Raw genomic sequence first — 22,218 nt, 5'->3', positions numbered from 1 at the left:
AATCGGGAACATCTCAGGGGAGCAGGTCAAACCGCAACTGCATCCTCGTGAAGAGCGCGACCAGCACAAGCTTAGCCGTTCAGAAAAGGCAGGCCAACCGCAACGCTTTTCTGTCGCGCTCTGCGGCCTGTTTCAGCTTAGCCGTTCAGAAATGGCAGGCCACGGCAAAGCGAGGCCGGATGACGGGTTCGCGCCGCGAAGTCCCGCAGCCAGAAAAACAAGGCCGGTTGTCGGAAGTCAGACCACTCGTTCGTCCTCGAGATACAAAGCAACGAATACCGGTGAAAGACCCATGAGAAAGATCAGGATCATCGCGAATATCTCGCTCGACGGCGTGATCCAGTCGCCCGGCGGTCCGGACGAAGACGGCGACTACCCGCACGGTGGATGGGCGATGCGGTATTTCGATACGGCCATGGCAGAGGCCATCGCGGCGGCGCAAGGCAAGAGCTTCGATCTGCTGTTGGGTCGCCGCACCTACGATGTCTTTGCCGGCCACTGGCCGAAGGTCGAGAACGATCCGATAGCGGACGGTCTGAACGCCGCGACGAAATACGTCGCGACCCACAGGCCGGACAGCCTCGGATGGGGCCCGGTCGAGGACCTGGGCACCGACATCATCGCGGGTGTGCGCCGCCTCAAGTCGAAGGACGGCCCTGACCTGATCGTCTGGGGAAGCACGACACTGACGTCCGTTTTGCTCGAGCAGGGGCTGGTCGACGAGGTTCTGCTGCTCGTCTACCCGGTGTTGCTCGGCCGGGGCAAACGCTTCTTTTCGGAGGGGGCCGACCCGCGCGAACTCGCTCTCGTCAGCACCAAGGCTACGTCCTCGGGCGTGCTGATGAACACTTATCGACACGTTGGATCGCTGCAGACCGTCGCCATCCCGACGTCGGCCGGCGCGCAGCAGGCTTAAGGAGAAACCACGATGCTACGCATTCTACTGACTGCGGCGGCGCTCGTCGCAGCCGTCGCCGCCTTCGCCCAGGAGGCTCCCGAAGGCAAGCGGGTCGAAATCAACGGCATGCAGATGTACTATGAGGTCTCCGGCAAGGGTGACCCGATGATCGTGCTGCATGGCGGCTTCATGAATATCCCCATGATGGGCGAGATCGTCGGGCGGCTGGCCGAGGCCCACCGCGTCTACGCGCTGGAGCTCCAGGGCCACGGCCGCACCACCGATATCGACAGGCCGATCACCTATCCGAACCTCGCCGGCGACGTCGCCGCGTTCATGGATGCGGTCGGGATCGAGAAGGCCGACGTCTTCGGCTACTCGATGGGCGCGATCGCCGGGCTCAGGCTGGCCATCGACCATCCCGGGAAGGTCGATCAGCTGGTCTTCGCCTCCGGCATATACGACTTCCAGGGCTGGCAGCCGGCCTTCCGCGAGGCGATCCCGCAATGGACGGTCGAGATGTTCTCCGGGTCGCCGCTGGCCGAAGAGTACAAGGCGCTCGCCCCCGACCCGGAAGGCTTCCCTGCACTGGCCGAGAAGCTGATCGCACTCGAGAAGGCGCCGTTGGCCTGGGGTGAGGAGGTGGCGGCGCTCAGCACGCCGGTGCTGATCATCGCCGGCGACGCCGACGGGTCGACGCTCGAGCACAATGTGGAGATGTTCCGGCTGCTCGGCGGCGGCGTTATGGGCGACACGGGCAAGCCCCTTCCCGCCTCGCGGCTCGCGATCCTGCCGGCCACCTCGCACACCGCGCTGATCGGCCAGCCCGACCTGATGATGGCGTTCATCGGTCCCTTCCTGGCCGGCGAAGCGCCCAAGGGCTGGTTTGACTGAAATCTCGCAGACGCGCGCGAACAAAAACCCAAGAAAACCGAGGAGATTAGAAATGACCAAACTCGTGACCTGCCTGTGGTTCGACCACGGCGAAGCAAGCAAGGCGGCCGCATTCTATGCCGCCACCTTTCCCGACAGCCATGTGGATAGGGTGAATGCGTCCGCATCCGACTATCCCGGCGGCAAGGAAGGCAATGAACTGACCGTCGAGTTCACCATGCTCGGCCAGTCGTTCCTGGGCCTGAACGGCGGCCCGAATTTCAAGGCGAACGAATCCGTCAGCTTCATGGTGCTGACCGAAGATCAGGAAGAGACCGACCGCTACTGGAACGCCATTGTCGGCAACGGCGGCGCGGAGAGCGCCTGCGGCTGGTGCAGGGACCGATGGGGCTTTTCCTGGCAGATCACGCCGAAGCGGCTGATGGAGCTGACGACCGGTCCCGACCGCGCCAAGGCCAAGCGCGCGATGGAGGCGATGATGACGATGAAGAAGATCGACATTGCGGTGCTGGAGGCCGCGGCGGCGGACTAGGTGGCCGGCTCACAACTTCGCAGCCAGATGCGGATTGGACGCCCCTCGGCATCGACAAGGGCATGGATCTTGGTGGTCAGGCCGCCGCGCGAACGACTCATGCAAAGGGATCGCTCTTCTTCTTTGGCCGTTGGCAGCATGCCGGTGAAATCGGCAAGCAGCATCAATCTCAATGACCAAATCCGAGCCGATCGCTGCGCATCAGGCCGCGCCAAGCCTCATCGCGGCACCATCCTCTGTGGAATTGCCGGTAGTTCGAAATGTCCACCTGCGATCTTCAAGCGCCCTCAGCCACTCCTGCGTGGCGTGCGCGCCACATGAACAATATGATCGGCCATTTCCGCGTAGATCTTCCGCGCATCGAAATCAGCAGCGAAGGTCGCCATGCGCTGCCGCCGGGCCATGGCAATGTCCTGATCGGCAAGCACCGTCTCAACCGCTTCGGCCAATGTTTCGGGCGTAGCGCCGGCAATGGAACGGCCAGCCGCCGTCTCGGCATACAGCGCCTTCAACTCGCCAGCTAAAGTCGCAAGCTGATAAACGCCGTAGGCCATATACTCGAAGACCTTGTTGGGGAGCCCCTGCGGCGCATGTTCAGCATAAGGCAGGAGCCCGACCTGCGCGTTGCTCAGAAGCGCGGCAACCTCGTCGGGACCGAGCCAGCCAGGCAGGATGACATTGGGCAATGCACGAAAGTCACGCTCCAGCTCGGGGCACTCGGACGCATTGCCGGCCAGAACAAAGACAATGTCGTCCCGTTTGGCCAAAAGGCAAGCTACATCGCGTATCAGCGCGAGATCGTAGGTTGCGCCCCAGGATCCGACAAATGCAACGATGTGCTTGCCGACGGGGACGCCCAACCGGCGCATTGCCGCTTCGATCTCGTGTCCCGGCGCCTCATCCTGGCGGCGAAATCCCAGAGGGAAAATGCGATCAAGATCCGTTTGCGATCGGCGGCCCTTTTGCTGTCCCCAATTCAGATACACTTTCGATATGCCGATCAGCGAGTCGGCATTCGCACAAGCAAAGCGCGCTTGCCGGTCGAGTGGCCAGACACCGATACGCACGGCTGCCCGCAAGGGCAGCGGGGCAAAATTGGCAAAGAAATCCGGCCACAGATCGCGAATCGACAACACTGTGGGGATTCCGTTCCGCTTGCCGAAGGCAACGGCAGCGCTGGCCGCATCTGTTGTCGGCAAATCCGCAACAATGACATCCGGCAAGTCCTTCTGAACCGCGGCCTTGCGCAGGAACGCCCTCGCAAACAGGTGATTGTGCAGCAAACGCCTCAGGCTGATGTTGTGGCTATAGCCCAGAGCGGCAAGCACCTCGACTGTCAAGTTCTTATCCAGCTTCTGACGACCCGCGACGCGGTGCTGTCGCGAATAATGGTTGAAGGTCGAGGTAAACCACGTTGTCTGATGGCCCCGGGCAGCCAACGTCATCGAAAGCATGCCAGCGCGCAGGAGGCGTGGTTTTCCGGGGTCCGTCCGCAGTGGCTCGAGATCCCGCACAATCCAGATCTTCATCGGCTGTCGTGTAACCTTGTGGTTGATGTGCAGTTGCGCCCCCGGGGTATCCAGCGCGAATGGGGATGCAACACTGTATCGCGATTTCCGAGCTCACTCCACTTCACCGGGCTGGGGCCTGATGGCACCGTCGCGACAGATGATACTCATTTGTCAGGGAAAATCGCTCCACCAGAGCAATAGCTTGTGGGCTTTTTTTCGAAGCAGATGGGAACCATCTGTTTCAGTCAAACCAGCAGCGCCTGTTGCAGTCGCCGCCGGTAACCGCTAAGCGTCGCCGATGATCAAGCCTAGACCAAGTTAGCGACACGCATGGCAATCTGGAAACGCATCCGGCCGTATCTGTCCGGCATCGTCCGCCTCTTCCATATCAGCTATATTGAGGCCAAATCCGAGCACAAGGGCACTTATCTCGGAATTCTCTGGGTCCCTCTTTCCACGCTCATCTTCACGGCGATGCTGGCGCTTGTCTTCAGGCATTCAGATACCGTCCCGCTGGCCGATTTTTTCCTGTACGTGCTGATCGGCTATGTGTTCTGGGGCTTCATCGCCAGCAGCATCACCGGCAGCTTGGATGTGATCCAGGGCCGACTGGAATTCGCCATCCACAACAATCTTTCGCTTGCTGGCTTGTTCGGTAAACTGCTCATCGATCGCTTGTTTGTTTTCTTCATCAATTTGATCCCTTTTCTGGCCTTGCTGATAGTCCTACGACCCGGCCTACTCGGAATGCAGGTGCTGCTTTTCATTCCATTCCTGGTCCTTGCCGTGTTGACGTCTCTGGGTGCGGCATATCTCGTCAACACGATGACAATCTTCTTTCCTGACCTGAAGGCGATGTTCAGGGTCGGTACGCGCTTCATGTTCTTCGCTTCGCCCGTTTTCTGGAGCGCGGCGGCAACCGGCACCGGGCTGCGCGTCATGCTGGTCCAGTACAACCCGGCAGCCTATTATCTTTCGCTCCCGCGCCAGGTTTTCGGCATCGAGCCGCTTGACGCCAACACCTGGCTGACGGCGACAATCATCTCGGCAATCGTGTGCATGACCGGTTATTTGGCCTACCATCACTCGCAGGGATTCGTGAGGAACCTCAAATAGCGATGGCAAAGATCGACATCGACAATGTCAGCGTCAGCTATTTCCTGCGCAAGCGCGGGGATATGACGAAGAGCCTCGAGCGCGGCGCTGTCGGCGCGCAGATCATCATCGGCCAGCGCTATCTTGAAATCGCGGCGCTGCGGAGCATTTCGCTGTCGATGAAGGACGGCGACCGTGTCGGCCTGATCGGCATCAATGGCTCGGGCAAGTCGACCCTCCTGAAACTGTGCGCCGGCGCGCTGGCCGCCCAGTCCGGAACGTTGACCATCGAGGGGCGCATCAGTCCGCAGTTTGCTCTGGGTTCGGGAATGCGGGCAAGCCTGACGGGCCGGCAGAACACCGAGTTGAAGTGCCTCTATCTGGGTGTACCGCAAAGTACGATTGCCCGTCATATCGAAGACGTCAAGGAGCTTTCCGGTCTTGGCGGATATTTCGAACTGCCGATCGAAAGCTATTCGGCAGGCATGCGATCCCGCCTGGTGATGAGCCTGCTGCGGCTGGTCCGCGGAGAGATCCTTATTATGGATGAATGGGTCAACGCAGCGGATCCTTCGCTGAGCGCCGCGATCGGCGGCCTTCAAGCACAGCTTATCGAGCGGGCAAAGATCCTCCTGCTTGCGAGCCATTCGCGTCGCGTGCTCGAAGAGTGGGTGGAAACGGTCGTCTGGCTTGACCAGGGCGAGATCCGCGCTCAAGGCAAGGTCGCCGAGGTGTATCCCGAGTATCAGGACTGGATGAAGGCGCGAAAAGCAGTCAAGCCCGAGGCCTCCGCCGCCCAAAAGAAAAGCGACTGACGGGAAGCGGCAATCATGGCTTCAGAGGCTCCCCTCGACGCTGTTTCGGAATGCAACCCGAAGGCCATGCGCTTTTCGGTGATCGTGCCGGTCTATCAGCACTGGCGGCTTGTGCCGAACCTGCTCGCTTGCCTTGATCGGCAGATTTTTCCGCAGAGCAAGTTCGAAACGTTGCTTGTCGACAACGGGTCGACCGAACTGACCATACCGGAAGACCTGCCTTTGCAAACACGGGTGCTGCGCTGCGACACACCGGGTTCATATGCCGCTCGCAACCACGGAGCGCGGCATGCGGGCGGCGCGTGGCTGGTTTTCACCGATGCCGACTGCCTGCCCTCGCCCGCATGGTTGCAGGCGCTCGACGACGCCGCCAAACGAATGAGCGAGGATGGCGCCTTGCTGGCCGGTTCAGTCGAAATGGTCGCGGCATCCGATAGACCTGGTTCGTACGAGATTTTTGACATCGTGAAAGGGATACCGCAGGCGCGTTATGTCGGTCGCGGGTATGCAGCGACCGCAAACCTGGCCGTACCCAGGCCGATCTTCGACAAGCTGAACGGTTTTGACGACAAGCGCTTCTCCGGTGGCGACGCGGATTTCTGCAGGCGAGCCGGTGACCAGGGGCACCCGATTGTCTACGTTCCCGAGGCTCGCGTTGATCATCCGGCCCGCGTGACCTGGCAGGAGGTCACGACGAAAGCCAGGCGCATCAAGGGAGGTCAGTTGACCGCCGGGGCGCGTTCGCGGCAACGCAGCTGGATGTTGGCAACGTTGACGCCGCCAGTGCGCGGCGCCTGGCGATTTCTAAGCGCAACCCAGCATCCGCTGAAGTACAGATTGACCGCCATCCGCGTGCTGTTCCTGATCTGGATTGTAGAATTGAGCGAGCTTGTTCGGCTGAGTTTTGGTGGCGAACCGGAACGACGCTGACCGGCAGGCGTCAGGGTGAGACGACCGGGTATGCGGGAGAAATGTGCATGACCGATATTGCGAACATGCTGAGATTTCACCGCGAAGGGATGCTGCGGGTTGGCACGATCATCGACGGCAATCCGAGCTACGACGCCCTGATGGGTGAAAAGCTGACCGACGGTGAGCTGACGCTTTTCGACGGCACTGTCGGCATATCCGCGCAAAGACGACACGCGATCCAGGTAGCCGAGGGCAAGGTCCGAATGCTGCCCGTCAACATCATCCGACCGGCATTCTCCGGCTTCGCCTGCGAGGGCAACTCAAGCAACAATCTTCGCGAATTCGCATTCTTCGAGAGGACGTGTCCCGACGTCCGCCCCCTCCTTTCCAGGAGCAATTATTCAAACTGCAATCGCTATTCCCATTCTTCGCTTTCAACCGATCACCAGGATGCGCTTGAAAGCATCGTCGATGACATCCGTGCCTTTTATCAGTCGCGCCACATCATCACTGCTAGCCTGGTTCGCCAGCAGGTGCTCTACAGCCGCTCCTTCTTCGGCTTCCTGATCTCATTTTCGGACGCAAAGGCGATCAAACCAACGGCCCTGGTCCAGGCCAACGATCATTCGCCGGTACGGGTCGCGCTGTCGATGATCATGAAAGCGCTGCAAGTGCCGCGCATTTACCTGCAGCATGCGGAAGTGACACGGCACTTTCCGCCATTGGACTTCGAGCACAGCGTGCTGCGCAACGCTCATTCTCTCGCCATCTACCGAGAGATCGGCCCGATTGCCGGGAAAACCTATGTGCTTCCGCGTCACGAAGGCGCGTTCGCCCGCGAGAGACTGGCCGCCCCGCGCGATAAGGATATCACCGTTACAATCTATCCGACCTCACGCATCCTGGCGGACGGACTGCAGAAAATTCTGGACGTTCTGCGGAGCAATCCGGCCGTCGAAAGAATCCTCATCAAACAGCACCCCGGTGCGCGCCGTTCCCTGAATGAACAGCTCGATACGGCCGGCGTCATCTTGGTCGATGATATCCCTGCCGAGGATCACATTGCCCTCGTCGGCAATTCTTCGGTGGCCGTCGAACTGCTTCATCGCGGCATCCCGGTCTATCAGAATTTCAGCTTCGACCCAGTGGAACGCGACTATTACGGCTTTGTACAAAGCGGTCTCACCTTTGAAGTGGACCAGAAATCTCTCTCCGGGCCGTTCTGGCGCCCTTACCAACTGAGTGAGAAATGGCTTGATGAGTATGCGAGATGGAATCCATCCGCCGATAGCGGGTCTGTGGAACAGCATGCCAGGTTCGTCGATGAGATCGGCCGCTTGGCCGAGCTGGTGCAAGAAACGGAGCGGTCTCATACACGACAATTCCAAGTGCCCGGCCGCTTGTTCGACGCCTACAGGAGCCGCATCAAGCGCTTGATGAAACCGGCGCTGGTCAAGGTGATCAATGCAAATCAACGGCCGCTTTCCCGATTCATAGAGTTCGCTCTGGCCAACACGAACCTCAAAGTCGGCAACGCCAGCGGTAAAGCCGCGTCCATCATGTTCATCGAGCGAACGTTGAGCGACCTGCGCAGGCCTGCCGAATGGCTTCTCCTGAGCGAAAAGGTTCGAGCCTTCACGCCGGTCGAGATGATCTCGGCACTGGAGGAGATGTTCCAGAAGCGCAATCCGGCGCTAAAGACCGTCTTCGAGGGATTTCCCCGCTGGCCATCGGGGGCAGTTGTCGGAACCTGGGCATATCTCAAGAAGTTAGAGCTCGGCAATGTGGCTCTGCATGCGGATGAATTCGCGGCGATATCCAAATTCATCTATACGCTGAATGCCGGAAAGGACCAGAAGCGCCATCTGGAGCGCCTGCTTCTTTCAGCGATTTTGCGTTACGGCACAGTCGATCAACTCGATCAGTTTTGGGCGAGCGCATCCGTCTTTCGCAAGCAGGATCTTCCCATCAGCAAGCAGATCGAAGTTCTGCGCAAACTGCGCTCCGTGCCGGCGCGCGCTTTGGAAGCCCAGCAGACGCGCGCCGACTTCGAGAAACGTGCGTCACGCTTCGATCTGCTCAAATTCCGAAACATGGATGCGCTCGACCGCCAGGGAGCGGAGGACTGGAACCACGCCCATGCGGAGCAGCAGTTCGCGCTCGTCGCGCCACGTGGCGTTGCTCGAGAATACACAGCATCAGTGCGGCCCATCTACGATGCGCTGCGTCCTCGGATGCAGTTCATGGACACCCGCACGAACGCATCGGAAGCCGATGCATTTTTGTCTCTCGTGAAGGCAGCAATCCAAGATCGGAAACCTTTCTCCCTGGTCCGCTTGAGTGATGGCGAGGGATATCTCTTTCCTGAAGGCCGATTTTTCGGCAGCGCAGACGCAGCCGATCGCGAGCGGCATTGGTGGGGGACGGAGCTTCCCGGCGATCTGCGCTCGGCCATTATCGCAGAAGCGCGCGACGCGATCGCACAAGCCGATATTGTCGGCATTCCCGCCGTGTACAGGTTCATCCGGGATCACACCGATTGGAGCCGCTCCTTGACGCAATCCATACAAGGCCGGGGACTCCTGCAGGTTCTGAATGGAGCTCCCAACCTGATTGCCGTTTCGGCGCGGATCGCCGAAGACAAGGTGAATGTCTCATCGCTCAGCGACCTACAAACGATCGCATCACTCGCGAGACTGGCCGGCAAGGTCATCATCGTTGGCAGCGTCAAACGCGAGAATTTGCCGCCCCCCTTCGACAGCGGACCGAACGTCGAGCTCATCCCTATACCGACACATAACAGGACATCTCTCAACGATAAATACCATAGCGGAAGCAAGCCGCTGCCGTTCGTCTATCCCGCGCTTCTGGAGAAGCTCCGGGCAGCGGCTGATCCCGGTGACCTTGTGCTCGTGGCCGGCGGTATCATTGGAAAGATATTTGTCGGGTGTGCCCGCTCAAACGGCGCGGTCGCGCTTGATATCGGCAGCATTCTCGATGACTGGGTTCAAGCTGGCGCGCCTACGATGCGTTAGTCTTGGTTGGTGGCTGGGGATTGCAAAAATCCCGGCGGCGCAAGCCAGTCCGTCGCCAGGATGTCAGCCGCTCCAATTTCGGCCTCAGAGCACCTGCTCTCTGGAAGAATGAAATGCTGCCAGAGGCCCATTTTCTTTCACGACATAACAATGTCCCAGCTTGCCGGCGTACCAGCCTTCAGGTCGCGGCTTGCCTGCCGGCCCAACAGCATATCGAAATGCTTCGGCGCGAGACCATGCCCGGGCCGCACGATGCGCAAATTGTCGGACGTCAGGGTTTCGCCGGCAGCGACATCGTGCGCAACATAGATTGAGCGCCGAAAAGCGAGCGATTTTGCCTCGGCCTTGGTTGGGCCGTAGGAAACGCGCCCCAAGGATTGCCACGCCCTTTCGGTTTCGACAACCAGCGCCTTCATCTCTTCGGGTTCCAGCGAGAACGTGCTGTCAACACCGCCGTCAGCTCTGTTGAGCGTGAAATGCTTTTCCACCACGCATGCACCAAGCGCAACTGCAGCAACAGCGACGCCGACGCCCATCGTATGATCTGAGAGACCGATCTCGCAGCCGAACAACTCGCGCATATGCGGCACTGTCAGAACATTGGTATTTTCCGGCGTAGCAGGGTAGGTGCTGGTGCATTTTAGAAGGATCAGATCGCGACATCCCGCTTCCCGAGCGGCAGAAACGGCCTCGTCCAGTTCGGCAAGGCTGGCCATGCCAGTGGACATGATCATTGGTTTTCCGGTAGCCGCCACTTTACGGATAAGCGGCAGGTGGATGTTTTCGAAGGATGCGATTTTATAGGCCGGCACATCGAGCCCCTCAAGGAAATCGACTGCACTCTCGTCGAAGGGCGTGCTGAAACACAGCATGCCGTGTTCGCGAGCGCGCTGCATTATGGGAGCGTGCCATTCCCAGGGCGTATGGGCTTCCTTGTAAAGATCGTAAAGATTACGGCCCTTCCACAAGCTGTTCTCGTCCGCAATATCGAAAGCCCCGCCACGCACATCAAGTGTGATCGTGTCAGCCGTATAGGTCTGAAGTTTCAGGGCGTGAGCACCGGTTTCTGCTGCTGCGTCGACGATCTCAAGCGCTCTTTCAAGCGACTGATTATGATTGCCGGACATCTCAGCGATGACGAATGGCGCAGCTTCACGGCCGATTTTTCGATTTCCGATAAACATTGACAACCCTTCACGTGTTAAAGCGGCGTTCGTAGACATAGCGGTCTGCTGCATGTGATTGAAGCGAGAAGCCCAAGGAATCAAATATTCCCTGCGAGGCCAGATTATCCGGCTTCACCTGCCCCAACAGCTGCACATTGCCGAGATCCTGTAGTGCACGCTCGATCGCAGTGGCCAGCATCTTGCGACCCAACCCGCGACCGCGATATGCAGGACCAATCGAGTAGCTGATTTCCCAGCTCGGCTCCTTTTGATCGAAACGAATCTGCCCGACAGGGAAACCCAGTTCAGTTTCCGCAATATAAAACACGCAACTGGCAGTATCCTGAAGGCGGGCGCGGAACCAGTTTCGATAGTCGTCAGCAGAGATCGGCTTCAGATTGAACGCGTTGCGACGTGTGGCGGGATCGTTCGCCCATTCCAGAAGCAATGTTTCATCACCGAGTTCGGCAGGGCGGATAACGAGCGGCATATCACGGTTCGCCATCAATATCGACGACACCCGATCCACACCGAGACCGTCCACCACTTCGAGACACTTTCTCGACCAGGCAGCGTCCAGCCCGGTCGAGATGAGCGTTCCCAGCGCATCGGCGATAGCCTGGACATCGACACTATCGGAATGCCCCAGCCAATCCACAAATCCACCGCTGGCAAGTTCTTCGGCTATTGGGCGCTGGTTTTCCGCTACCGTGACCACGAGGGAAGGCAGGCCGAGGCAAAGCCGTTCCCAACTCGTTGCTCCGCCGGCACCAATGGCGAGGTCGGCCTCGAGCATCAGCGGAGCAAGGCTCGGCACGCGGTCGTGCAGCCGCAGGCGGGAATGACCGGCAAGGCGGGCAGCCACCTTCCCGTAAAACGGGGATGAGGCCGAGAGAACAATATCGGCAGTAACCTCCGGCCGATCAAGCATCAGAAATGCCTCCACAGCCTTCAAGGTCAAACCGTCCTTATCGACACCTCCAAAGAACACGAGCACCCGCCGCACGGCGCCTTCACGCGGCACTGCCTGCTTGCGCAATCGGGCATAGACGGGTTGCAGCAGGGCATAGGCGGGGCCGAGAAGCAGCACGCATGCTTCGGGCGTCCAGCTTCCATAGCGCGCGTGCTGTCCGGCCACCAGGTTCTGGTCGAGCAGCACATCGCAATCATGCATCCGATCGGCAAGATCGTCGATCACCATGATCTTGCCCACGTGATCGCGAAGACGGTTTTCCCAGCGCGCATCGAGGCCGTAATGGTCGATCACCAGCCAGTCCGGCCGAAAGTCGTCAAGCGCCGAGAGCGTTTCATCGGCATCCTGTTGACAGTTCACTCCCACCCATGCCGCGTGCGCCGGTTCGTCAACGGCAGGCTCCCGACGTTCGCCAGGCGCTTCCAGGCGATGCAGGTCAAAGCCCTGTTCCTCGATCAATGCGCAAAGATGGCCATCATGCTCGCGGCAGATGAAGCGTATTTCAGCGCCCTGTTCGCGCAGGGCATCGGCCAACGTAAGACATCGCATGACGTGGCCGGTGCCGATGGCGAATGACGCATCGGCGCGGAAAGCGACCCTGACTTTCTGCTTTTCCATCATCCCGCCCGCAATGCTTCGAACAGCCACTCCGCCCGCTTCCAGTCCTCCAGCGTGTCGATGTCCTGAACACGATAGGCTGGCAAAATCATGGGCGCGGCTTCGAGTGAAAAGATCGGCTTGCGCTCAAGCCATGCATCGGCCCGCCCCCAGTAGAACTGGCCGGCATCGTGATAGGCTTCTTCGAGATCCTGGGACCGGGTGTGGAAATGCTCCGGATTGAACATTTCGACGCGCCGCTGCGGCGTCACGCGGACGGCGCGCTGGATCGGAAAAGGGTAGCTCGTCACGGGGAACACATACTGGCAGCCTTCCCGCTCCAATGTCTTCAAGCCGTTTCGCAGGTCATCAGCCTGAACAAAGGGAGCCGTCGCATAGAGGCAGCAAACCTGCGTCGGTTTCTCCCCACGCTGCAAGTGCCATTCGATGGCATGCGCGACGACTGGGACCGTTCCGGTATGGTCGTCCGAAAGATCAGCGGGACGCATGAAGGGTGTCTGCGCACCAGATTGACGGGCAATCGCCGCGATTTGATCATCGTCGGTCGAGACGATGATCTTGTCAAAGCAGCCGCTCAGCCTTGCAGCCTCAATGGACCATGCAATCATCGGCCGGCCGCAGAATTCGCGAATGTTCTTGCGCGGAATCCGCTTGCTGCCCCCGCGCGCCGGAATGACTGCCAGCCTCATCTCTAGAATGCCTTTTCCAGGGGCCTCATACCTGAAGAGCCCGCGTCAGCGCTTCGACCACCTGATCCTGCTGCGCCTCGCTCATGGCTGGGAACATCGGCAGGCTGATCGCTTCCTCATAGTAAGCTTCGGATTGCGGATAATCGCCGGTCTTGAAGCCCATGCGCTGGTAAAATGGCTGCGTATGAACGGGGATGTAGTGAAGATTGACGCCAATTCCCTGTTCCCGCATGGCGCTGAACACGTCCCGGTGGTGCCGGTTGGACTTGTCGCGTTGCAGCCGGACGACGTAAAGGTGGAGACCGGAATAGCCATCAGGATGCTGCCAGGGTGTGATGATTGGTAGGGACTGGAGCATCTCGTCGTAACGACGTGCTAGAACATGGCGCCGGGCAACAAACTCGTCCAGCCGCGCCATCTGGCTCAATCCGAGCGCACCCTGCAACTCGGTCATACGGTAATTGAAGCCAAGATCGACCTGTTGATAGTACCATGGGCCATCGGGCTCGTGTGTCATCAGTGCCGGGTCGCGCGTAATGCCATGGCTGCGCAGAAGCGCCATTCGCTCGGCAAGCCGGGCATTGTTTGTCAATGCCATGCCACCCTCCGCAGAGGTGACGACCTTTACCGGGTGGAAGCTGAAAACCGTTACGTCGCTGTAGCGGCAATCTCCAATCGGCGCATCCTGATAGCGCCCGCCAATGGCATGAGAGGCGTCTTCGATAATCGCAAAGCCATAGCGCTGACCAAGCGCATGAATGGCAGCCATGGCGCTGGGCTGGCCACACAGATGGACAGGAACGACGACTTTCGGCAGCCGGCCTTCACGCTCCGCGACAACCAGTTTGCGCTCGAGGGCCTGCGGGCAGAGATTGTAGGTGCGCGGATCGATGTCGACAAAATCGACCTTGGCGCCACAGTAAAGCCCACAGTTCGCCGACGCGACAAAGGTGATGGGGCTGGTCCACAGCCAGTCGCCCGGCCCCAGATCCAGCGCCAGACAGGCTATGTGCAGGGCCGAGGTCGCGCTGTTGGCGGCAATTGCATGTCCCGCCCCACAGTAATCGGCGACAGCCTTTTCGAAACGAGGCACGACAGGACCCTGAGTGAGGAAATCCGAGCGCAGCACCTCAACGACTGCGTCAATATCGGCTTGCGCGATATCCTGTCGGCCATACGGGATCACATTCATATGTTGCCGATCTTTTCCTGATTGTTCGCAACCCATTCCTGCAATGTCTCCGAGCTCATCCACTCCGCATTGTTGTCGCTCGTGTAGCTGAACCCTTCGGCCACCTTGGAACCATCCTTGATGCGCTCTCTACTCGTCCCCCAATTGTTGATGGTCGGCAGTATCTTGTAATATTCGGGGTACTCGTAGGTGTAGAATGAATCCTCCGGGCCGATCATCTGCTCATGCAGTTTCTCACCCGGGCGAATGCCGACATAGTTCAGCTTGGCCTCGGGGGCGACCGCGCGGGCGAGATCGGTTACTTTCATCGACGGGATCTTCTTGACGTAGATTTCCCCACCTTCCATGTCGTCGAACGCATGCCAAACCAGCTCGACTCCCTGCTCCAGGGTGATCATGAAGCGGGTCATGCGCTTGTCGGTGACGGGCAGTTCACCCCGCTCACGGATGGACAGGAAGAAGGGAATGACCGAGCCGCGAGACCCCATGACATTTCCGTAGCGAACCACGGCGAATCGCGTGTCGTGGCCCCCGGCGTAGGAATTGCCGGCAACAAACAGCTTGTCCGAAGCCAGCTTCGTTGCGCCATAAAGGTTGATCGGGCTGCTCGCCTTGTCCGTCGAAAGTGCAACAACGCGCTTTATCCCCCGATCGATGCAAGCATCGATCACGTTCATCGCGCCATTGATATTTGTTTTGATGCATTCGAACGGGTTGTACTCCGCCGTCGGAACGATCTTCGTCGCCGCCGCATGAACGACATAGTCGACGCCATCCAACGCCCGGTAGAGCCGCTCCTTGTCCCTGACATCGCCAATGAAGAAGCGCACGCGGCTATCGCCAACGTATTTCTTCGCCATCTCCCATTGCTTCATTTCATCGCGCGAATAGACAATGATTCGCTTTGGATTGTAGCGTTCGAGGGTCATCGGCAAAAACGTGTTGCCGAATGATCCCGTGCCGCCGGTGATGAGAATCGATTGTCCTGTCAGCATGTTCGTGTCAGCCGCCACCCATCGTTTATGACTTTCCTTAAATTTGGAGATGCCTTTTAGAGCGATGGCCACGCATGAAGCAAGGGCCTTATTGGAGTTGTATTTGGTATCTCAGACATCATTATACTTGCATGACAGATTGGCGACACAATCGTCAGCTACGCTGCTCCAGGACGTCCGACACTCCTGTATTCCAAACCATAACGCCGAACGATTTTTGGATCGTACAAGTTCCTGCCATCGAAGATGACGGGATGGTTCAGCGCTTCGCGGACCGTTTCGAAGGATGGCGCCCGAAAGCTCTTCCACTCCGTGGCGATCGCCAGCACATCGGCTCCCTCAAGGGCCGCATCCTTCGTTTCGCACAGAACCAGATCGTCTCGTTGGCCATAGATTTGCCGGCACTCCTCCATGGCGCGAGGATCGTAGGCGCGCACGCTGGCCCCTGCCTCCCACAGGTTTTCAAGCAGGACGCGCGACGGCGCCTCGCGCATGTCGTTGGTGTTCGGCTTGAAGGCAAGGCCCCACAAGGCGATGACCTTCCCGGACAGATCGCCATCGAAATAGCCGGCGATCTGCTCAAACAGAAGACGCTTTTGCCGGTCATTGCGCTCATCGACCGCGCGCAGTATCTGCGGGTCGAACCGCGCTTTCTCCGCCGTGCGGATGAGCGCTCGCACATCCTTGGGAAAGCACGACCCGCCATAGCCGATGCCGGGGTAGATGAAGTCGTATCCAATGCGCGGGTCACTGCCTATCCCCAGGCGCACCTGCTCGATATCCGCCCCCAGACGGTCGGCGATGTTGGCCATTTCGTTCATGAAGCTGATCTTGGTCGCCAGCATGCAGTTCGCCGCGTATTTGGTGAGTTCGGCGCTGCGCACGTCCATCACGATCATCTTTTCATGATTGCGGTTGAACGGCGCGTAGAGCTCCCGCATCACCGCCTCGGCATCCCTGCTGTCGGTGCCCACCACGATGCGGTCGGGCTTCATGCAATCGGAAACCGCCGAGCCTTCCTTGAGAAATTCCGGATTCGACACCACGTGGAAATCGATATCGCCGGCCCCGCGTTCGGCCAGCGCCGCGCCGATCACGGCCTTGATCCTGTCACATGTGCCCACGGGCACCGTGGATTTGCTGACAATGATCTTGCCGGTCTTCATCTCGCTGCCGATCGTGTGGCCAACGGCCAGCACATGCTTCAGATCGGCCGAGCCATCCTCTCCGGGCGGCGTACCAACGGCGATGACCAGCACGCTTCCATGTTCGACGCCCTCGGTTGCATCAGCGGTGAAGCGAATCCTGCCATCGGCATGGTTCTCGTTCACCAGCCGCTCAAGGCCTGGCTCGTAGATCGGCATGATGCCGTTCTGAAGTTTTTCGATCTTCTGCAGATCGATATCGACGCACATGACCTCATGGCCGGATTCGGCAAACACCGCCGCTTGTACCAAACCCACATAGCCGGTGCCGAAAACAGTGATTTTCATCCGTCCGCTCATACTTTGCGCAGCGCGCCATCAATGGCTGCGATGCACCTCTGCTCACCCTTGCGAACAGTTCCAGGGGTGAAAGGATGAGAGGTGATCGTCTGCGTTTGCTGGAATACAACATGAAAGTCGAGCGATAGCAGAGCACGAACGAAGCTGCAAACGGTGCGGCCGGCCGGTCTCGGTCAGTTCCTGCCAACTGGCACCGCGGCCCTCACGCGCAAAGCGCGCGCAGAGCCCGGGCGTCCGCGACCTCAACCGTCCGCGCGCCTTCCAGGCGCACAAGCCCGCTCGCCTTGAAGCGCGACAGCGTCCGCGAGACCGTCTCGATGGTCAGGCCCAGATAGTCGCCGATGTCGGTGCGCGACATGGCAAGCTCGATGCATCCATGGCTGCCCTGGCGCTCCGCCATGTCGAGCAGGAAAGCGGCGACACGTTCGGCGGCATTCTGCCGGCCGACCACCAGGAGATGCTCCTGCGCCCGCACCAGTGCCGCCAATGCCGCATCCAGTGTCTGGCGCCAATTTCCGTCATTGGCCGCCTGGCGGAAAACGCGGATGCCCGCATCGCCGACTGCCTCGGCGAAGAAATGGTGCTGGCCGTCCGCCTCGAAGCCGAACATTTCCCCGGCAACATGAAAGGCGCTGATCTGCCGCCGGCCATCCGAGAGGAGCCGGTAAAGGCGCACGACGCCATACTCGACCTGATAGAGGGCCGTCGACTGTTCGCCCTGCGCGTAGATTTCCTGATTCGCGCTGCAAAAGACGATCTGATGCGGTTGATCGGGGGCAAACGGGGCTGGCGTCGCACGCTTGCGGGAAAAACCGCGAACATTGGCCGGGCGGAGCGCAGACGAAAGCATGGATGAAGCGACGATCACGGTTTGAGCACGCATTTGATGCCTCCTGGTGGGAACGGCATCACACTGGCGGAATCGGGCGCGCGGCGAAATTCGGTATCCCCCCTACGGGGTTCTACGTAGCGGCGCCGCTCGTCGTCTCATCGAGCAGCGCGCGAACGGCGCTGATGACCGCGCCGCCCAGCAGCGGCTTTTCGATGATCAGCAGTCTGCCGGGTTCAGATGTCGCGGCGCTCGTTTCGGCCAGGACGATGACCGGGCCACCCTCGTCAAGCAGCCTTTTCACCGGGATGCGCGCCGTCTCCAGGATCTCGTGATCGACAATCACGCAATCCGCACGGTTCCGATACAGCCGGAAATCGGTCATGCCGGCCAGCACTTCCACCCCATAGCCTTCGGATTCGAGCATGAAGCGAAGCGACAGGCGAAAAGCGGAATCGGGAGCCACCACGAGTATCGTTTCGTTCACGTCCAGACATCTCCTCAGAACGGGAGACAAGATGCCGTTTCCCGGGGACGCGCACATTGTCCGCCTCCGGGCGGTCAGCCGCCTTGCGCTGGATCAAAACACCGCCCCGTTGGCAAAGCCCGCTGCAGCCCGCTCAGGAGATCGTGTCGTCGGCCAGCAGGACCATGCGCACCAGCTCCGGCAGGTTGCGAGCCTGCATCTTGGCCATCACATTGGCCCGGTGCACCTCGACCGTGCGCGGTGAGATGTCGAGTTCGAAGGCAATCGTCTTGTTCGGCAGGCCGGCCACGACGCACCGCATCACCTGGCGTTCACGTTCGGAAAGCTGGTCGAGACGCTGCCTGACATCCGCCGTGTCCGCGCCATCGCGCGGATGCCGGTGCAGTTCGGCCACCGCCCGGCCGACCGCATCGAGCAGCACGTCCTCGGCAAACGGCTTTTCGATGAAATCCAGCGCTCCCGCCTTCATCGCCTCGACCGCCATCGGCACGTCGCCATGACCGGTGATGACGATGGCCGGCAGCATCTGCCCGGCGTCGCGCAGGCGGCGCAGCAGCGCGACCCCGCTCATGTCCGGCATGCGCAGATCGGTGATCAGGCAGGCCTGGCGCAGGCCGGCGGCCACGCCCAGGAAAGCGGTCGCCGAATCGTGCACCCGCACCGCATGGCCCGACATGGACAGCAGGAAGGCGAGCGATTTGCGCACCGGCTCCTCGTCGTCGACGATATGGATCACCACGTTTTCAGTCATCCTGAATTTCCCGTTCTTCCATGACCGGCAGGGAGACGCGAAGCGTCGTTCCGGCGCTGCTGCTGCCAAGCAGGTTCAACGAGCCGCCATGCGCCTCGGCGATGCGTTTCGAAATGGCCAGGCCAACGCCCATGCCGCCGCGCTTGGTCGAGACGAAGGGCTTGAACAGATTTTCGGCGATCTCGACGGGAACGCCGGAGCCCGTGTCGGAGACGTCTATGGCGATGGCGCCGGTCCCGTCGCCCCTGTCCCCCCCGTCGAGGGAAACCTTCACCAGCAGTTCCCGCGTCTGGCTGTCGCGCATCGCCTCCATCGCGTTGCGGATCAGGTTGATGACGATCTGCTGGATCTGCACGCGGTCGACCATCACCATGCCCAGGTCGGGCTGGAACTCGAAAACGGTGCGCACGCCGAGTTCGCGCGAGCCCACCAGCGCCAGCGCCGCCGCCTCCTCGACCAGTTTCTGGATGTCCTCGGGCTGTTTTTCCGTTTCGCCGCGCGTCACGAATTCGCGCAGATGGCGGATGATCTGGCCGGCACGCAAGGACTGGCGCGCCGTCTCCTCGAGCGCGTCGCGCATGCGCCCGGCGACCGGGTGGTCCAGGTCCTTGAGAAGGCGGCTGCATCCCTGCGCGTAATTGGCGATGGCCGATAGCGGCTGGTTCAGCTCATGGGCAAGCGTCGAGGCCATCTCGCCAAGCTCGTTCAGGCGCGCCAGGCGGGCAAGCTCGGCCTGCACCGCCTCCATCTCGGCCTCCGATTCGGCGCGCTCGGTCAGGTCGCGGATGAAGCCGGTGAAGAACACCTGCCCGCCGCTCTTCATTTCGCCCACGGCAAGCTTCATGGGAAAGGTGGAGCCATCCTTGCGCCGCCCGACGACGACCCGATCGATGCCGATGATGCGCCTTTCGCCCGTCCGCTGATACCGCTCGATATAGCCGTCATGCTGCGTGCGGTAGGGTTCCGGCATCAGCATGCTGACGTTGCGGCCCAGCACCTCCTCCTCGGCATAGCCGAACTGGCGGATCGCCGCCCGGTTGAAGGACACCATCGCGCCGTTGGTGTCGATCACCACGGTCGCGTCGGGCACGGTGTCGAGGATCGAGCGCAGATGGGCGTCGCGGGCGGCCAGTTGCTGCCGCACCAGGCCGCTGGCGTCGCGCGCCTTGTGATAGGCGGCGCCGACATGCGCAAGCAGGATGGTGAAGGCGACCAGCGCGGTGAAAGCCGGAAGCGCAAAGGGCAAGGTAGCGACAAGGCCGATCAGCACCATCGCCAGGGCCGTCAAGCCAACGGCCAGGAGGCCCGCGGCACGGCCACCGAGTATAGCCGCGTAAAGCGCCGTCAGCGCCGCCAGGAACAGCAGCCACACATCGCTGAAGGGCGCGCCGATCCACAAGCGTGCAACGACGATGGCAGCACTGCCGGCAATCGCCACTGCATAGCCTGGAACGGCGGAATCATCAGCCAGCCGCATCACAGGCCGCGCCATGTCATCATCAGAACCCATCGTCGGCCCCTGGGGCCGCCCCTTCCGCGAGGGTGTCAAATCGCCGGGGTATTATTCCCGTCTGCAGGACACATCGCAAGCGACCTTGCTGCGGCCAGACCGAATGCCGCAGCGCGTGGAGGCCGGCGGCGGGGGGCGCTGGTGCTGCGGAAAGTACGGGAATGGCAAGGCCGGGAGCAAGATGGCCGGGCGGGCAATCCGCAATGCCCGCCCGGCCGCCGCCGCATCGAACAGCCGGCCATGCCGGCTTCCCCGCCCGTAGGCTCGATGCGGCGGCTTGGGGTCAGCGCCGCGTGCTCACACGGCCGCCGAATGACGCTCGCCGCCGCGCGCGAGATACCGGTCGAAACGCGCCGCCGTGGAGCGGACCAGCGGCCGCTCCCCTTCGGGCACGACGAAGGTGCCGTTCTCCTCCAACAGCGCCTGTCCGCCTGCATTGCGGCGCGGGTCGCGCGCTTCGGCGACGATGCGCGCGCCGTGCGCGCCAAACAGGCGCACGGCCTCAGGGCCGGAAAAGGCGAAGTCGCACATGAGCCGTTCGATCACCCAGGCGCGCGCCCGATCCTCGTCGTCCAGTTCGATGCCGCGCGCGGTCGCCAGGCCGCCATCGCCGACGACGCGTTCATAGGGACCGGTCGCCGGACTGTTCTGCGCATAGCCCTGCGGCAGGCGCGACACGGAGGACGGGCCGAGGCCGATCAGCGTGCGGCAGGAATCCTCCGTATAGCCCTGGAAATTGCGAAACAGCCTGTGTTCGCGAGCGGCGAGCGCCAGCGGGTCGCCAGGCTTGGCGAAATGATCCAGGCCGATCGGCTGGTAACCGGCGGCCTCGATGATGCGCGCCGTCTCCCGCTGTTGCGCGTAGCGCTCCTGCGGGCCGGGCAGCCATGCCTCGTCGATCATCGTCTGGTGTTTCTTGAACCACGGGACATGGGCGTAGCCGAACAGGGCGATGCGGTCGGGCGCCAGCGTCAGCGCCCGGCGGATCGTCTCACCGACGCTCGCCACCGTCTGGTGCGGCAGGCCGTAAAGCAGGTCGAGATTGACCGAGGCGACGCCGCGCGCCCTGACGCCGTCGACCACGGCCCTGGTCTGCTCGAATGTCTGCTCGCGGTTGATCGCCTTCTGCACCAGCGGGTCGAAGTCCTGCACGCCGAGGCTCGCCCGCGTCATGCCGAGGGCAGCGAAGGCGGCGAAGCGCGGCTCATCCATGTCGTTCGGGTCGAGTTCCACGCTGATCTCGGCGTTATCGGCGAAATCGAACGCCGCCCTCAGCGCCGCGCCCAGGCGCGCGACATCATCGGGCTTGAGCATGGTGGGCGAACCACCGCCGAAATGCAGCGCCCTTACCCTGCCTCGTTGGCCGGCGAGCCGGCCGACCGTGGCGATTTCGCACAGGAGTGCGTCGAGAAAGGTCGCCACCGGCTCGTAGCGGCGCGTCATCTTGGTGTGGCAGGCGCAAAACCAGCACAGCCGGTCGCAGAACGGGATGTGCACATACAGCGAGATGTCCTCGCCTTCGCCGATCGCTTCCAGCCAGGATTTGAACGTTTCGCCCGTTACGCCGGCATGGAAATGCGGTGCCGTGGGATAGCTCGTATAGCGCGGCACGGCTTCGGAAAGGCGCGCGGTCGGCCCCGCTCCGCTCATCTGTTCTCCCGCACGCTGCATCGTCGTTCCTTTCCCCTGGCCGCCCTGCTTTTCCACGACCGGCGGACGGAAAGCTTTGACGCAGATCAAAGCGCGCGGCGGCCCGATACGAGAAACCTCACCGGCGAGAATCGGGAATTGCGGATTCGCGCGGGCCCTGC

The 22,218-nt window shown here is 61.0% G+C and carries 19 protein-coding genes and 1 pseudogene; 7 read left to right on the top strand and 13 right to left on the bottom strand.

Annotation, left to right across the window (positions count from 1 at the left end; genetic code table 11):
- From AB843_RS23315 to AB843_RS23305, 3 genes are all read left to right on the top strand, one after another.
- Positions 1–916: dihydrofolate reductase family protein (locus AB843_RS23315; protein WP_244468069.1), on the top strand; the 916-nt coding region annotated here is incomplete at its 5' end.
- Between the two features lie 12 nt (positions 917–928).
- Positions 929–1,792, top strand: a complete 864-nt coding sequence (locus tag AB843_RS23310; protein ID WP_048649310.1) for an alpha/beta fold hydrolase — start codon at positions 929–931, stop codon at positions 1,790–1,792.
- Positions 1,793–1,844: 52 nt separating this feature from the next.
- Positions 1,845–2,324 (top strand): VOC family protein, encoded by a 480-nt coding sequence (locus AB843_RS23305; RefSeq protein ID WP_048649309.1) that lies wholly within the window; start codon positions 1,845–1,847, stop codon positions 2,322–2,324.
- A gap of 20 nt (positions 2,325–2,344) precedes the next feature.
- Here AB843_RS23305 and AB843_RS26440 read toward each other — a convergent pair.
- Together AB843_RS26440 and AB843_RS23300 are read right to left on the bottom strand one after the other, a co-directional pair.
- Positions 2,345–2,425: pseudogene (locus AB843_RS26440) on the bottom strand (IS5/IS1182 family transposase); the annotation flags it as partial.
- A 186-nt stretch (positions 2,426–2,611) separates the two neighbouring features.
- Positions 2,612–3,853, bottom strand: coding sequence for a glycosyltransferase (locus tag AB843_RS23300; protein WP_048649308.1), 1,242 nt, complete (start codon positions 3,851–3,853; stop codon positions 2,612–2,614).
- Positions 3,854–4,165: 312 nt separating this feature from the next.
- On the opposite strand from AB843_RS23300, the gene AB843_RS23295 reads away from it, so the two are divergent.
- From AB843_RS23295 to AB843_RS23280, 4 genes are read left to right on the top strand one after another with little or no spacing between them, the layout of a single operon-like run.
- Positions 4,166–4,951 (top strand): ABC transporter permease, encoded by a 786-nt coding sequence (locus AB843_RS23295; RefSeq protein ID WP_048649307.1) that lies wholly within the window; start codon positions 4,166–4,168, stop codon positions 4,949–4,951.
- Positions 4,891–5,745, top strand: a complete 855-nt coding sequence (locus AB843_RS23290) for an ABC transporter ATP-binding protein (RefSeq protein WP_244468068.1) — start codon at positions 4,891–4,893, stop codon at positions 5,743–5,745. The genes AB843_RS23295 and AB843_RS23290 overlap by 61 nt, the downstream gene beginning before the upstream one ends.
- A 15-nt stretch (positions 5,746–5,760) precedes the next feature.
- Complete coding sequence (locus AB843_RS23285) at positions 5,761–6,675, top strand: glycosyltransferase family 2 protein (RefSeq protein ID WP_244468067.1); 915 nt, start codon at positions 5,761–5,763, stop codon at positions 6,673–6,675.
- A gap of 47 nt (positions 6,676–6,722) precedes the next feature.
- A complete protein-coding gene (locus AB843_RS23280) occupies positions 6,723–9,692 on the top strand; it encodes a hypothetical protein (protein ID WP_048649305.1) in 2,970 nt (989 codons plus the stop codon).
- 137 nt (positions 9,693–9,829) lie between these two features.
- Here AB843_RS23280 and pseI read toward each other — a convergent pair whose 3' ends face one another.
- From pseI to hemN, 11 genes are all read right to left on the bottom strand, one after another.
- Positions 9,830–10,876 (bottom strand): pseudaminic acid synthase, encoded by a 1,047-nt coding sequence (gene pseI, locus AB843_RS23275; protein WP_048649304.1) that lies wholly within the window; start codon positions 10,874–10,876, stop codon positions 9,830–9,832.
- Positions 10,877–10,886: 10 nt separating this feature from the next.
- Positions 10,887–12,452, bottom strand: coding sequence for a UDP-2,4-diacetamido-2,4,6-trideoxy-beta-L-altropyranose hydrolase (gene pseG / locus AB843_RS23270; protein WP_082143979.1), 1,566 nt, complete (start codon positions 12,450–12,452; stop codon positions 10,887–10,889).
- A complete protein-coding gene (gene pseF / locus AB843_RS23265) occupies positions 12,449–13,138 on the bottom strand; it encodes a pseudaminic acid cytidylyltransferase (protein ID WP_048649302.1) in 690 nt (229 codons plus the stop codon). The genes pseG and pseF overlap by 4 nt, the downstream gene beginning before the upstream one ends.
- 25 nt (positions 13,139–13,163) lie before the next feature.
- Positions 13,164–14,324, bottom strand: coding sequence for a UDP-4-amino-4,6-dideoxy-N-acetyl-beta-L-altrosamine transaminase (gene pseC / locus AB843_RS23260; RefSeq protein ID WP_048649321.1), 1,161 nt, complete (start codon positions 14,322–14,324; stop codon positions 13,164–13,166).
- 2 nt (positions 14,325–14,326) lie between these two features.
- Positions 14,327–15,325 carry a UDP-N-acetylglucosamine 4,6-dehydratase (inverting) gene (gene pseB, locus AB843_RS23255; protein WP_048649320.1) on the bottom strand — a complete coding sequence of 333 codons (999 nt, stop codon included), beginning with the start codon at positions 15,323–15,325 and terminating at the stop codon, positions 14,327–14,329.
- Between the two features lie 158 nt (positions 15,326–15,483).
- Positions 15,484–16,818: a UDP-glucose dehydrogenase family protein gene (locus AB843_RS23250; protein ID WP_048649301.1), complete on the bottom strand. Its 1,335-nt coding sequence runs from the start codon at positions 16,816–16,818 to the stop codon at positions 15,484–15,486.
- 214 nt (positions 16,819–17,032) lie between these two features.
- The gene (locus tag AB843_RS23245; RefSeq protein ID WP_048649319.1) at positions 17,033–17,680 is read right to left on the bottom strand and encodes a helix-turn-helix domain-containing protein; all 648 of its coding nucleotides are present in this window, start codon (positions 17,678–17,680) and stop codon (positions 17,033–17,035) included.
- 112 nt (positions 17,681–17,792) lie between these two features.
- Positions 17,793–18,146, bottom strand: a complete 354-nt coding sequence (locus AB843_RS23240) for a response regulator transcription factor (RefSeq protein WP_048649300.1) — start codon at positions 18,144–18,146, stop codon at positions 17,793–17,795.
- A gap of 133 nt (positions 18,147–18,279) precedes the next feature.
- Positions 18,280–18,897: a response regulator FixJ gene (gene fixJ, locus AB843_RS23235; RefSeq protein ID WP_048649299.1), complete on the bottom strand. Its 618-nt coding sequence runs from the start codon at positions 18,895–18,897 to the stop codon at positions 18,280–18,282.
- Positions 18,890–20,407 (bottom strand): two-component system sensor histidine kinase NtrB, encoded by a 1,518-nt coding sequence (locus AB843_RS23230; protein ID WP_048649298.1) that lies wholly within the window; start codon positions 20,405–20,407, stop codon positions 18,890–18,892. The genes fixJ and AB843_RS23230 overlap by 8 nt, the downstream gene beginning before the upstream one ends.
- Positions 20,408–20,704: 297 nt before the next feature.
- On the bottom strand, positions 20,705–22,078 hold the full coding sequence (gene hemN / locus AB843_RS23225; RefSeq protein ID WP_082143981.1) for an oxygen-independent coproporphyrinogen III oxidase: 1,374 nt from the start codon (positions 22,076–22,078) through the stop codon (positions 20,705–20,707).
- Positions 22,079–22,218: the final 140 nt, after the last annotated feature.

It is taken from the genome of Nitratireductor soli (genome assembly GCF_001050155.1).
Classification (GTDB): Bacteria; Pseudomonadota; Alphaproteobacteria; order Rhizobiales; family Rhizobiaceae; genus Nitratireductor; species Nitratireductor soli.
This window is presented reverse-complemented; position numbering and strand designations above follow the sequence as displayed.

What these genes read in the sequence shown, in the direction of transcription:
- AB843_RS23310 (WP_048649310.1), top strand. Translation starts at nt 929, where the DNA reads ATGCTACGCATTCTACTGACTGCGGCGGCGCTCGTCGCAGCCGTCGCC.
- AB843_RS23305 (WP_048649309.1), top strand. Translation starts at nt 1,845, where the DNA reads ATGACCAAACTCGTGACCTGCCTGTGGTTCGACCACGGCGAAGCAAGC.
- AB843_RS23300 (WP_048649308.1), bottom strand. Translation starts at nt 3,853, where the DNA reads ATGAAGATCTGGATTGTGCGGGATCTCGAGCCACTGCGGACGGACCCC.
- AB843_RS23295 (WP_048649307.1), top strand. Translation starts at nt 4,166, where the DNA reads ATGGCAATCTGGAAACGCATCCGGCCGTATCTGTCCGGCATCGTCCGC.
- AB843_RS23285 (WP_244468067.1), top strand. Translation starts at nt 5,761, where the DNA reads ATGGCTTCAGAGGCTCCCCTCGACGCTGTTTCGGAATGCAACCCGAAG.
- AB843_RS23280 (WP_048649305.1), top strand. Translation starts at nt 6,723, where the DNA reads ATGACCGATATTGCGAACATGCTGAGATTTCACCGCGAAGGGATGCTG.
- pseI (WP_048649304.1), bottom strand. Translation starts at nt 10,876, where the DNA reads ATGTTTATCGGAAATCGAAAAATCGGCCGTGAAGCTGCGCCATTCGTC.
- pseG (WP_082143979.1), bottom strand. Translation starts at nt 12,452, where the DNA reads ATGATGGAAAAGCAGAAAGTCAGGGTCGCTTTCCGCGCCGATGCGTCA.
- pseF (WP_048649302.1), bottom strand. Translation starts at nt 13,138, where the DNA reads ATGAGGCTGGCAGTCATTCCGGCGCGCGGGGGCAGCAAGCGGATTCCG.
- pseB (WP_048649320.1), bottom strand. Translation starts at nt 15,325, where the DNA reads ATGCTGACAGGACAATCGATTCTCATCACCGGCGGCACGGGATCATTC.
- AB843_RS23250 (WP_048649301.1), bottom strand. Translation starts at nt 16,818, where the DNA reads ATGAAAATCACTGTTTTCGGCACCGGCTATGTGGGTTTGGTACAAGCG.
- AB843_RS23245 (WP_048649319.1), bottom strand. Translation starts at nt 17,680, where the DNA reads ATGCTTTCGTCTGCGCTCCGCCCGGCCAATGTTCGCGGTTTTTCCCGC.
- fixJ (WP_048649299.1), bottom strand. Translation starts at nt 18,897, where the DNA reads ATGACTGAAAACGTGGTGATCCATATCGTCGACGACGAGGAGCCGGTG.
- AB843_RS23230 (WP_048649298.1), bottom strand. Translation starts at nt 20,407, where the DNA reads ATGGGTTCTGATGATGACATGGCGCGGCCTGTGATGCGGCTGGCTGAT.
- hemN (WP_082143981.1), bottom strand. Translation starts at nt 22,078, where the DNA reads ATGCAGCGTGCGGGAGAACAGATGAGCGGAGCGGGGCCGACCGCGCGC.